General features: G+C 37.9%; 13 protein-coding genes and 1 other annotated feature. Of the genes, 10 read left to right on the forward strand and 3 right to left on the reverse strand.

All coding sequences use genetic code 11. The annotated features are described in order from the left end of the window. Window positions 1-197 precede the first annotated feature (197 nt). The 3 genes from ACWM35_RS17720 (at window position 198) to ACWM35_RS17730 (ending at window position 2,764) form a co-directional block, all read left to right on the forward strand. A complete protein-coding gene (locus ACWM35_RS17720; RefSeq protein WP_454820177.1) occupies window positions 198-329 on the forward strand; it encodes a hypothetical protein in 132 nt (43 codons plus the stop codon). A gap of 90 nt (window positions 330-419) precedes the next feature. After that, window positions 420-693, forward strand: a binding site (T-box leader). A gap of 47 nt (window positions 694-740) precedes the next feature. After that, window positions 741-2,375: a methionine--tRNA ligase gene (gene metG, locus ACWM35_RS17725; RefSeq protein ID WP_454820178.1), complete on the forward strand. Its 1,635-nt coding sequence runs from the start codon at window positions 741-743 to the stop codon at window positions 2,373-2,375. Between the two features lie 95 nt (window positions 2,376-2,470). Beyond that, window positions 2,471-2,764, forward strand: a complete 294-nt coding sequence (locus tag ACWM35_RS17730) for an antibiotic biosynthesis monooxygenase family protein (protein WP_454820179.1) — start codon at window positions 2,471-2,473, stop codon at window positions 2,762-2,764. A 39-nt stretch (window positions 2,765-2,803) separates the two neighbouring features. Here ACWM35_RS17730 and ACWM35_RS17735 read toward each other — a convergent pair whose 3' ends face one another. Further along, entirely contained in the window at window positions 2,804-4,471 is a 1,668-nt protein-coding gene (locus tag ACWM35_RS17735) for a ribonuclease J (RefSeq protein WP_454820367.1), read from the reverse strand. Window positions 4,472-4,569: 98 nt separating this feature from the next. On the opposite strand from ACWM35_RS17735, the gene ACWM35_RS17740 reads away from it, so the two are divergent. Beyond that, window positions 4,570-5,022: a VOC family protein gene (locus ACWM35_RS17740; RefSeq protein ID WP_454820180.1), complete on the forward strand. Its 453-nt coding sequence runs from the start codon at window positions 4,570-4,572 to the stop codon at window positions 5,020-5,022. A gap of 174 nt (window positions 5,023-5,196) precedes the next feature. Next, window positions 5,197-5,844, forward strand: coding sequence for a pentapeptide repeat-containing protein (locus ACWM35_RS17745; protein ID WP_454820181.1), 648 nt, complete (start codon window positions 5,197-5,199; stop codon window positions 5,842-5,844). Between the two features lie 50 nt (window positions 5,845-5,894). Here ACWM35_RS17745 and ACWM35_RS17750 read toward each other — a convergent pair whose 3' ends face one another. Beyond that, a complete protein-coding gene (locus ACWM35_RS17750) occupies window positions 5,895-6,755 on the reverse strand; it encodes a TVP38/TMEM64 family protein (protein ID WP_454820182.1) in 861 nt (286 codons plus the stop codon). Between the two features lie 217 nt (window positions 6,756-6,972). Here ACWM35_RS17750 and ACWM35_RS17755 point away from each other — a divergent pair, with 217 nt between their 5' ends. Next, window positions 6,973-7,935, forward strand: a complete 963-nt coding sequence (locus ACWM35_RS17755; RefSeq protein WP_454820183.1) for a DUF4180 domain-containing protein — start codon at window positions 6,973-6,975, stop codon at window positions 7,933-7,935. A gap of 89 nt (window positions 7,936-8,024) precedes the next feature. Here ACWM35_RS17755 and ACWM35_RS17760 read toward each other — a convergent pair whose 3' ends face one another. Further along, window positions 8,025-9,110, reverse strand: a complete 1,086-nt coding sequence (locus ACWM35_RS17760; RefSeq protein ID WP_454820184.1) for an AbrB family transcriptional regulator — start codon at window positions 9,108-9,110, stop codon at window positions 8,025-8,027. Window positions 9,111-9,370: 260 nt separating this feature from the next. Between ACWM35_RS17760 and ACWM35_RS17765 the strand changes: the two genes are divergently transcribed. The 4 genes from ACWM35_RS17765 to cysT all read left to right on the forward strand — a co-directional run bounded on the left by ACWM35_RS17765 (window position 9,371) and on the right by cysT (window position 12,172). Beyond that, a complete protein-coding gene (locus ACWM35_RS17765; protein ID WP_454820185.1) occupies window positions 9,371-9,736 on the forward strand; it encodes a VOC family protein in 366 nt (121 codons plus the stop codon). Window positions 9,737-9,938: 202 nt separating this feature from the next. Further along, window positions 9,939-10,133 carry a YezD family protein gene (locus ACWM35_RS17770; protein ID WP_454820186.1) on the forward strand — a complete coding sequence of 65 codons (195 nt, stop codon included), beginning with the start codon at window positions 9,939-9,941 and terminating at the stop codon, window positions 10,131-10,133. A gap of 148 nt (window positions 10,134-10,281) precedes the next feature. After that, a complete protein-coding gene (locus ACWM35_RS17775; protein ID WP_454820187.1) occupies window positions 10,282-11,322 on the forward strand; it encodes a sulfate ABC transporter substrate-binding protein in 1,041 nt (346 codons plus the stop codon). A gap of 13 nt (window positions 11,323-11,335) precedes the next feature. Next, a complete protein-coding gene (cysT, locus tag ACWM35_RS17780; RefSeq protein ID WP_454820188.1) occupies window positions 11,336-12,172 on the forward strand; it encodes a sulfate ABC transporter permease subunit CysT in 837 nt (278 codons plus the stop codon). Window positions 12,173-12,175: the final 3 nt, after the last annotated feature.

Consider the following 12,175-nt stretch of genomic DNA (forward strand, 5'->3'; position numbering starts at 1 on the left):
AACTTCATTTTATCCGACTTTTATTAAGGGATTATTTATTCATTGTAAAATTATTGTCAAATCGAATAGGGAGACTCATCATTAAAAGAAGGTGATTCTACCTTTTATACTAAGCCGAAATTACCAAAAAAAACCTAATGACATATGTAAGCGTTTCCATTAGTATAATAGTATAAAGATGAGAGGGGAGACAATCAATGGAACTTTTAATTAAACAATGTGAGCACAACCATTCAGAAGAGCCTTGTGAGGAATGCACCCCCAATATAGAAACGGAAGAGAATTTTGATATCCTAGAATACGATTATAATAAGAGACTATGGTTTTAATAGGTAGAATTACTAGATTGCAAATAAAATCATGATTGTTTTAATATTGACATTATCAAATAAAATGAATAAACTATTGATAATTATCAGATAAAGGCGCAGATGAGAAAAAGTAGAATGAAGAAGTTTTTCACAGAGAGCTTCGGTAGCTGAAAAGAAGCAAAAACACTCATTTGAACAATGGTCTCTGAGCTTCGTACTGAACATACCTTGGTGTATTAGTAGGCTACGACGAGTTTTGGCACTCGTTATCAATGTCACAGTATAAGAGTAGGAAAGTCTGCTCCGTACTTGTTGAGGCAAATAGTGTGAGCTGTTTGCAAAATAAGGTGGTATCACGTGGAATTCAAACCTCGTCCTTAACTTTTATAGTTAAGGCGGGGTTTTTTATTTTTTAAGGAGGTTTTTTGGATGAGTATTTTTATTGGCGGGGCTTGGGCGTATGCGAACGGCTCTTTACATTTGGGCCACATTTCAAGTCTGCTTCCTGGCGATATTTTAGCGAGATATTACAGGTTAAAAGGGGAAGAAGTCTTATATGTGTCAGGGAGTGATTGTAACGGAACACCGATTGCGATTAAGGCAAGGCAGGAAGGGGTATCTCCCAACTTAATTGCTGACCGATATCACAAAGAATTTAGTGATTGCTTTTCAAAATTAGGTTTCACTTATGATACCTACACTAGAACAGATACTGAACATCATCATAAAATTGTTCAAGAGATATTTTTAGAGTTACTCGAAAAGGGCTTCATTTACAAAAAGGAAATTGAGCAAACATATTGTGAAAACTGTGAACAATTTTTACCTGAGCGATATGTCGAAGGCATCTGTCCAGTTTGTAAACAGCCTTCACGAGGTGATCAATGTGATCATTGTTCGACCATTTTAGAGCCTCTTGAATTGTTAGATATAAAGTGCAAAATTTGTGGACACCCGCCGACAACTCGATTTACCGAGCATTTTTACTTTTCTTTAAGCTCTTTTCAAACACAATTGGAAAACTATACGCAAGAGGCAGAAAATAAGAAGCTGTGGCGTGAAAATGCCCTTTCACTTTCGAAACGTTATCTAAGAGAAGGTTTGCAGGATCGAGCAGTATCAAGGGATCTTCCCATTGGTGTGAGTGTTCCCATTGAGGGCTATGAAGACAAGAAAATTTATGTATGGATTGAAGCGGTCTCCGGATATTATACGGCCAGTAAACTATGGGCTAAGGAAACCGATCAAGATGACGCGCCATTTTGGAGCGCAGAAACAAAATCATATTATGTGCACGGAAAGGATAATATCCCTTTTCATTCGATCATATGGCCTGGAATTCTGGCGGGTATAGGGAAAGAACCTTTACCAACACATATCGTATCCAATGAATATCTCACATTAGAAAAGAAAAAATTGTCAACAAGTAAAAATTGGGCTGTTTGGGTACCGGATATTTTAGAAAGATACGAACCTGATTCGATCCGCTATTTTTTAACCATTAACGCACCTGAAAGCCGCGATGCTGATTTTTCATGGAGAGAATTTATTTATAGTCATAACAGTGAATTATTAGGGGCTTATGGTAACTTTGTCAACCGAACATTGAAATTTATACAAAAATCATTTGCGGGTGTGATACCTGGTAAGAACATTTCCTTAGAGATACATCAAAAAATAGATCAATTGTATGAAGAAGTCGGTAATCTAATTGAGGCTTCCTCTTTTAAACAAGGGTTAGAAAAAATCTTCGAGGTAATAAGATTCTCGAATAAATACTTTGACGATCAACAACCGTGGAAACAGGTCCATGATGACACGAATGCCTGTAAACAAACAATTGCGGATTGTGTTTTCCTGATTGCAAATCTAGCAAATATTTTAACACCATTTCTTCCTTTTTCCAGCGAGAAAGTTAAAAAGATGATAAATATAACAGAAACGAGTTGGAAATCAATTTCACTTAAGTCGCAAGCTTTGTCCTACGTGGATCCATTATTTGAACGAATTGAAACATCTAGTATTGAAGAGGAGCATGAAAGATTAACGAGTCAATCTAAATAATTATGAAAAGACAAATACTACCCATTTTATTTAAAAAAATGTAAAGTTAATGTAGAGGTTAAAAAAGGAATCATTTGCTAGAAGGGAGAGATTAGATGATAGTGGAAGCGGTAATGTTACAGGTTAAGCGAGGAATGGAAGAGGAATATGAACAAGCCTTTCGGCGGGCATCTGAAATCATTTCATCCATGAAAGGATATATTTCTCATGAATTGCAGCGTTGTATTGAAGTAGAGGGCAAATACTTGCTCTTGGTGGAGTGGGAGACATTGGAAGATCATACAGTTGGATTCAGGCAATCAAATGAATATCAAGACTGGAAAAAACAATTACATCATTTCTATGACCCATTTCCTACTGTTGAACATTTTGATAAGGTCTTTCCTTAATAGCATAAAGCCGTGATCAAATCCTGATCACGGCGAGTTTTATATTTCAATGATAATCGGCAGAATCATTGGTTTTCTTTTTGTATGTGTAAAGATATAGTTCCCAATGGATTTTTTAATGCTCTGTTTTATAACGCTCCACTGGCGTATATTTTCTGATTGGAGATCATCCATCGTTTTCTTGACGAGGCGGTTAATGTCTTTGAGGAGACCTTCTGAGTTTTTAACATACACGAAGCCTCGGGTGATCGTATCAGGACCTTGAATGATCTTGCGGTCAGCTTTGCTTATCGTTAATACTATGACTAGCATGCCATCTTCAGAAAGCTGTTTCCGGTCGCGGAGCACGATTTCTCCAACATCGCCGACACTCACGCCGTCAACGTACGTGTCCCCGGCAGGAATACTGCGGGTTTGACGGGCTACGGAGTGTTCGATATCCACGACATCGCCATTCTTGATAATAAACGTGTTTCCTTTTTCAACCCCAACTGATTCAGCTAACAATCGGTGATGGTGCAACATCCGATATTCACCATGGATTGGAATAAAGTAGGTTGGTTTAATTAAAGTAAGCATCAACTTCAGGTCTTCCTGATAGCCGTGTCCAGAAACATGCATGCCTGTGGTACTACCAGAACCATAAATAACTTTGGCACCAAGTTGAAATAAATTGTCAATGATCCGGGAAACATCCTTTTCATTTCCGGGAATAGGAGAGGCGGCTAAAATCACTGTATCTCCAGGATAAATCGTAACGTCGCGATAATTAGCACTGGCGAGACGACCTAGAGCAGCGTTTGGCTCACCTTGACTACCCGTACAGAGGATCGCTACCTTATCAGGTGCCAATTGCTCAACTTGATTTGCCTCAATCAGCATACCTTCAGGAATCTGGACATAACCCCGTTCCATCGCAACATCGACTACATTCACCATACTCCTTCCAAGCAAAGCAAGCTTCCGATTCGTTTTGATCGCCGCTTCCACCACTTGTTGAACACGATTCACATTTGAAGCAAAGGTCGAGACAAACACTTTTCCTTCCGCTTTGATGAACGCCTCAAGCATATGTTCACCCACCATGTATTCTGATGGAGTTAAACCTTTCCGTTCGGCATTCGTGCTTTCAGAGATTAATGCGATTACACCTTGATTCCCGATCTCTGCCATTTTGTGAATATCCGAATATTGGTTATTTCCTGGTGTTAAATCAAACTTAAAGTCACCGGTATGAACGACATTCCCTTCTGGTGTGTGAAAAACAATCCCAAGGCAGTCAGGAATACTATGGCTGACTTTGAAAAAGGAGACCTGCATTTTCCCGAAATCCAGCTGAGAATCAGAGTCAATGGTCACGAGTTTGGTATCTCGAGAAAGTCGATGCTCGTCTAATTTTAATTCAATTAATCCGAGAGTGAACCGTGTTGCAAAAATCGGTACATTTAATTTTTTTAAAAAGTAAGGAATCCCGCCGATATGGTCTTCATGCCCATGGGTGACAATTAACCCACGTATTTTTTCCTGATGATCTTCTAAATAACTGATATCAGGGATAATTAAGTCAATCCCTAACAAGCTTTCGTCCGGAAACTTTCCACCACAATCAATGATGACCATATCATCCCCATATTGGACGACATACATATTTTTTCCGATTTCATTAACTCCGCCTAAGGCAAAAATGGATAACCTACTCACATTAATAAACCTCCTAGGTTTAATACTTATACATAGTATTTCCAATTTGTAAAATAGAAACCGCAATAATTGTAAAGGATAAACCTGATTGGATTTTGCCTCTCATGATAATTGTGAGTAGTAATACGGAAGAAGAAATTGGAAAGGATTTGATTATGGTGTCCAAACAATTTTGGATCAACTTGCCGGTAAAAGATATTGACCGATCTGTTAAATTTTTTTCAAAACTGGGATTTAATTTGGAGCAGAATGGAAATGATCAAGCACAATTAATGATTGGTAATGCAAATGTCATGTTATTTCCGGAAGCAACTTTCAAAAACTTCACAAAACATGAAATCACCGACACAAAACAGTCTACACAAGTATTGTTTTCGATTGATGCTGAAAGTAGAGAAGAGGTAGATGATTTAGCAGAGAAAGCTGTTGCAGCAGGCGGCACCCTTTTTGGTGAACCTGCAGAGCACCAGGGTTGGGTGTACGGCTGCGGAATAGCAGACCTAGATGGTCATCGCTGGAATGTCGTTCATATGGACATGAGCAAGATGCCGCAATAGCAAAAACCATTTCGATTTATAAACAAACAAAGCGAGCTAGAACAATTTAGCTCGTTTTGTTCGTTGAAAATAATCCTTGCCACAGCTGGACCAAAAAATAAAGACTAATAATCTTTCATTTTTTCTATAGAATGAGAACTATATTAGAAAAAAGTATTTATAAAGGGTGTTAATATGACAAAAAGAATGAAAATTGACCGGCCGCAGATTCCTGCTCTACTGAATAGTGCAAATTTCCAAGATATTTACTTTGATGAAGATCCACAGTTATTTAACTGTACCGTTATGGGTGCTAGGGCGGATAATGAGGTAATTGATAAAGTCTACTTTTCTAAAGTTATTTTTAGAAATGTATCATTTGTAAATGCTGTTTTTTACAAGATTGATATGAGTGATGTTATTTTTGAAAATTGTAATTTATCGAATGTCAGGTTTAGTGAAGGGATTATCCATCGGGTGTCTTTTAAAGATTGTAAATTATTAGGGGTGGATTTTGCCGAAGCGAATCTAGGGAATGTATCATTTGAACAGTGTGATGTGAGTTTAAGTGACTTTACCGACGCCCGTTTCAAACAAGTCAGTTTTGAAAATTCAACATTAAGAAGTGCTAATTTTTATGATAGCAAGCTTAGTAAGGTTGAAGTTTACCAGTGTGACTTAAATGATGTTAACTTTAGACAAACCTTGCTGAAAGGAATCGATCTTAGCACCTGTACGTACGAACAGCTAAATGTCTCGGTGGAAAGCTTGAATGGCTGTACAGTATCTACCGAACAAGCGATTGGTTTTTCTAAATTACTAGGATTAAAGATTAAAGAATAAGAGAGAGCAGTGGGATTTTTCGGCACCACTGCTCTCTTTGTTTTATGATCCTAACTATCTATTTGAGAAATGCTTTTGTTCTTTTTTAATATTTTCTTAGTTAATAAGGTGATTACAAACAGGAATCCGAGAATTAGAGAAACCATAAGGACGATTTCTGAACTTGATAAGGAGAGCGCTTTTGCTAATTCAACGGCATAGGCTAGCACGAAAGACGTAATCAATTTGGCGATCGAGGCAATGCTGAGAAATCGAACAAATGATACGCCGCTAATCCCTGCACCAACACATATTATTTCATCGGGCAGAAGCGGAACAATGAAAAGAATGGAGAGAATGAGGGTTTCATTTTTTCCAACATATTGTTGATATTTTCTTAAATGCTTTTCTTTTACCCAATTTAATACAAGCTTTTGACCACCAAGTCTGGCGATAAAAAACATCATAACTATCCCCGTCATGGTTCCTGTAAAACTTAAAATAGCGGCTGGAAAAGGTCCAAAAACTGCGCTGCCGGCAGGAACGGTGACGGCTTCAGGGATGGGTAATAATATCGGTTGAGCAAAACAGAGGAGAAAATAAATGACCTTTGCAGCAGGTGCATGATCTCTTAATACCTGTTCAATACCATAGTCATCTGTTAATACTAAGAACGATGTCAAATAATAAATCAAGAATACGATGAAAGTGAATATCGCTAAAAGAATTAAACATATTCTCGTTGTTTTTAAATAGGCCTTATCCTTGAAGGAGAGAATATAAAGATCTAAGAGAAGAATTGCAATCGTGATGAAAATAATGCTTGATTTATAAAATAGTTTAAGTGTTGGTAAATAGGTCAGCATTAAGTAAATTATTAGACCTGATAAAAAAATATGAACTGAAATTTCTCGGAGTGATTTACCTTTCATAAATAAAATACATCCTTTCAAAAGCAGCAAAAACCATTTTATCTAATTGTAAAATGACTTTTGTGTAAACAAAACGCACTCAAGGTTTAAATCCTGCTAAGACCTGAGACTTAGAAAAGGATCTATTGAGCTTGAAAAAACTTTGAAATATTGAATGGTTCTTTAATTTTGCAACATATGTTATCATTAACATATGTTAAACAAGGAGATGTCCTTCATGTCAATTAATTATGCAATATTAGGTCTGTTAAGTCATAAACCAATGACAGGTTATGACCTGAAAAAATTGATCCAAGAATCACCTTTTATGCCTTGGTCAGGGAATAACAATCAAATATATAAGGCATTGATGGAACTGAATAACGAGGGTTTTGTAACCAATGAGATTTTTCATCAAAATAGTTCACCTTCTAAGAAAGTTTACACGATTACAAATGATGGTTTAAATGAACTGAAAAATTGGTTGCACTCACCACCAATACTACCCGAGATCAAAAAAAACTTCCTTATACAGCTTGGGTGGTCAGGATATTTAGAGGAAGAAGAATTGAAAATATTGCTAACTTTCTATGAACAGGATCTGGAACGGATGATTCTTTTAGAGCAAGAAAAGTCTTTAGGGTATTACTCCCCAAGTAGGAATAAAAGGGAAAAAATCATTTGGGATTCTATCTATAAAAACATGATTAAATCTTATGAAAATGAGTTGTTATGGCTGAAAGATTTGCGTGAGGAATTAACTCAAACATTGGCACCAGATAAAGAAATTTATTCTTCATCGAAAAATAAGCCGATTGCAATCAAGGAGGAATATAAAATGAACTATCAAGTAGCTACAGAAAATAACAAAAATTATATAATTTTATCTTCACCAGGGAGAATCATTCAATCTGAACAGGACGGTCTAGATATGATTAGAATTTGCTTCGAAAATGATGCTAACCTTGTATTAATCCATGAGGGTTTATTATCCGATGACTTTTTAACATTAAGAACAGGATTGGCAGGTACGATTCTGCAAAAACTAATCAATTATAACATCAAAGCAGCTGCAATCATAAATGAGGACAAATTCAACGCTCGTTTTAAAGAGTTGGTAAGAGAATATAACAAAGGGACTGCCTTTAGAGTATTTCACAATGCTAAAGAGGCAAAAAATTGGCTGCTATCCTCAAATTAGTGATAGGGAGCTGAAACAGTTGAGTAGCAAAAAAGCATATGAAGGATGAAGAAGGCTTGTCAGGAGACAAGCCTTTACTTATGGCAAAGCTAACCAGATTTAGCCAATCTTCCTTTAAGAAATATCCATCTTAAGATGGGGGGAACAGCAAAGTAAATAAAGAAAAGCCGGAATAACTGAAAACCTGTTACCATGGATATATCGGCCTCGACCTCATGGGCAAGAATCGCCATTTGATCAGCACCGCCAGGAGCTAAGCTTAAGAAGCTGGTTGTTGGGCTAATCGGGATATTTTTGACGAGCAAACTGCTTAAGATGAATGATCCGAAAATCATCACAATCCCACTAACGATCCCTAATGTGATGATTTTTGTTTTATTCTCTAACTTCTCCGGTTTTAGCAATAGTCCAATATAGCTGCCAATCATAAATTGGGAAAAGTCCAATAGCGCGTTTGGAAGCGGGGGTCCTTCCAGATCCAAAATGGTCAATACGGCAGCACCTAATATTGGACCTAACAAATAGGGAGTTGGAAATCTTAACTTTTTCCCAAAATAAACAGATAGGATACATACAACAACAAATAGGACGATGACTGGAGAAAATGATTGAGTTGCTTGCAAATTCATTTGATTGACAGTAGAACCTGCTGTTTGAAAAAAAATTGGACTAAAAACGAGAAATGGAACGAATGAAATAATTAATAATACCCTTGTTACCTGGAGGAAGGTGACGGTGGTGATGTCAATCCCTTTCATCTCTTCGGCAAAGGTGATCATTTGCGACTGTCCTCCTGGAATGCTACCTATGAGGATTGTCGGATAATCGACCCCTGTCAGCTTGGAAACAACCCAGGCAATTCCGGCACAAAAGCTTACGAGAATGACGGTTAACAGCAGCATAAGGGGCAGTTTCGCAACAATTAGGGTGAGAGCTTCTTTGGTAAACGCCAAACCGATGGAATAGCCAAGGATCATTAAACCGATATCTCTTATCCTTACAGGCCAATAGAATGAGATTTTCCCTAATTTAGAGCCAATTAGCACAGCTGCCATCGGCCCTAGAAGCCATGGAACTGGAATATGTAAGATGGAAAAAAACAATCCGCCGAGGAAAGTGATTACGAGTGTAATAAGAAAGTGTATAGATTTATCATTTTTTTGTAGTTGAATCAAAGGTATCCCTTCTGTCTAGAATATCTCTATTATTTTTTTCAACCATCGTAACAATGCTTGGAAGTTGCGTCAAGAAATTGACCTGGATTATAGGTGAATTCTCTCGGATAGCGAGAAATACTCCCGGTTAGCAAGAAATACCAAGCTTAAGGTCCCTATTCATGGCTAATCACATATTAATAGGAATGAATGGAAGGTTATTAAATACTCTAATAGAATTAAATAGTTGGGAGTTAACACTAACAAAGGGGAGAGATACAATGTTTACCTTTAAAGCGATTGATCATATTCAGTTAGCCGCACCTAAGGGGAGTGAAGAAAGAGCTCGGGAATTTTTTATAGATTTACTAGGTTTTGAGGAAATAGAAAAACCGGAGGAACTGAAGAAACGCGGTGGTGTTTGGTTTCGATGTGGAAATGTTCAAGTCCATATTGGGGTGGAAGAGCCTTTTTCTCCTGCTAGGAAGGCACATCCAGCATTTGAAATTGAAAATATTGAGGTTTTGAAAAATCACTTGAGAACAAGCGGAATTGAAATTATCGAGGACAATAAGCTTCCCGGAGCAAATCGTTTTTACGTTTCAGACCCGTTTGGAAATCGGATTGAAATGCTGGAATGGAAGTAATTACGTAAATTTATCTGGAACAAGCTGTGTAATGAGCCACTTTTAAAGTGGCTTTTATTTTTTGATAAAATTTTTAAAAGTTATTGATTTTTCTAAAAATACCCACTATGATATGAATTACAGTAAACCTATTGAGTTAGTCGGAATTGATTGCTGGAAGATTTATTAGAAAACAGAATGACAAAGCTAGAAGGAGAGGATTATGTTGTCGTTAAAAGGTGGTCTGGATCAGCAAACGTTGGAGAAAATAGCTAGTTTACTAGAAGGATTGGAGTTTGGTACCGTTCAAATTACGGTCCACGACTCACAGATTACACAAATCGATCGCTTAGAGAAACATCGTCTTCCATTGCGGAAACAGCAAGCATTGACAAGCAAATTGAAACGGAAAGAATAACCATGAAAAGGAAGTTGAATAGGATGAGCCGTTCGGACAACCGAAGGCCCTTTAGTTTTTATCGTACGTAAAAATGTACGTTAAATAAACTATGGGGCTTTTTTAATTGGAAAAAGCCCAGCAATTTCACGAAAAAGGAGTTATGAAAATGATGAAAAAAACTTGGTTAACCCTATTATCCTTATTATTACTAGTTGCTGTTGGCTGCTCCAATCAAGAGTCCGTAACCTCTAGCTCTAATAAGAAAGATAAAAAGGAAGTGGAATTATTAAATGTATCCTACGACCCAACGAGAGAGCTTTATGAAGAATTTAACAAAAGCTTTGCTGCTCATTGGGAAAAAGAAACGGGTCAAAAGGTAACGATTAACCAATCTCATGGAGGTTCAGGGAAACAATCCCGTTCCGTTATTGATGGTCTCGAGGCAGATATTGTCACCCTAGCATTAGCCTATGATATCGATGCTATTGCCGCAGAATCAGGGAAGCTTCCAGCAGATTGGCAGGAACGACTGGAATATAACAGTTCGCCTTATACATCAACAATTGTTTTCCTTGTTCGAAAGGGGAATCCCAAAGGAATTAAAGATTGGGATGACCTTGTAAGGGAAGGAGTTTCAGTAATAACACCAAACCCAAAGACATCAGGTGGTGCTAGATGGAATTACCTTGCAGCATGGGGGTATGCCCTGCAACAAAACAATGATGATGAAGCAAAGGCAAAGGAATTCGTTACCAAACTTTTTAAAAATGTACCGGTTTTAGACTCAGGTGCCCGTGGGTCGACGACAACCTTTGTGGAAAGAGAAATTGGTGATGTCCTAATCGCCTGGGAAAATGAAGCATTTCTCGCCTTGAATGAACTCGGTAAGGATCAATTTGAAATTGTCGTCCCATCTGTCAGTATTCTGGCTGAGCCTCCTGTAACGGTTGTTGATGAGACAGCAGAAAAACATGGAACAACCGAGGTGGCAAATGCTTATTTAGAATATTTGTATACCGAGGAAGGCCAAGAAATTGCTGCCAAAAATTATTACCGTCCACGCTCTAAAAAGATTGCAGATAAATATGCTGACCAGTTCCCGGAAATTAATCTATTCACTATTGACGAATTGTTTGGCGGCTGGAAAAAAGCACAAAAAACTCACTTCGATGATGGCGGTATCTTTGATGAAATCTATAAACCGTAAGGAGAGTTTCTAAGTGCTAAAACTGAAAAAAACGCACCGATTATTGCCAGGATTCGGACTTTCGATGGGCTATACGGTCATTTACCTCAGCTTGATCGTCTTTATTCCGATTGCCGCATTATTCTTAAAAGCATCGACACTGACCTTCGCTGAGTTTTGGGAGACGGTGACCGATGAAAGAGTAATTGCTTCCTATAAGTTAACATTTAATACCTCTCTAATGGCTGCAGTAATCAATGCGGTTTTTGGGACACTGATTGCTTGGGTTCTTGTCAGATATGATTTCTGGGGCAAGCGGCTGGTTGATGCGTTTGTAGATCTTCCTTTTGCACTTCCAACAGCCGTTGCAGGAATCGCTCTAACAACCATTTATGCTCCCAAGGGATGGATTGGGCAATATTTTGAAGCCGTTGGAATCAAGGTTGCATTCACACCACTTGGAATAATGATTGCGCTAACCTTTATTGGGCTACCCTTTGTCGTGAGGTCAGTCCAGCCAGTATTGCAGGATTTGGACAAAGAATACGAGGAGGCAGCATCAACCCTTGGTGCAAGCTCGCTGCAAATCTTTCTAAAAATAATCCTGCCTGCGATTTTCCCAGCGATCCTGACTGGTTTTGCTCTTGCTTTTGCTAGAGCATTGGGGGAATACGGATCAGTTGTATTTATTTCCGGTAATATGCCAATGAAAACAGAGATTGTTCCATTGCTAATCATTACAAAACTCGAGCAATTTAATTATGCCGGTGCTGCAGCCATTGCCACCGTCATGCTTGTTTTTTCTTTCCTGCTATTATTTTTAATCAATTATTGGCAATGGAAAACAGTCAAAAAGCACAAAGCGATTTGAGAG

It is taken from the genome of Neobacillus sp. K501 (assembly GCF_053749995.1).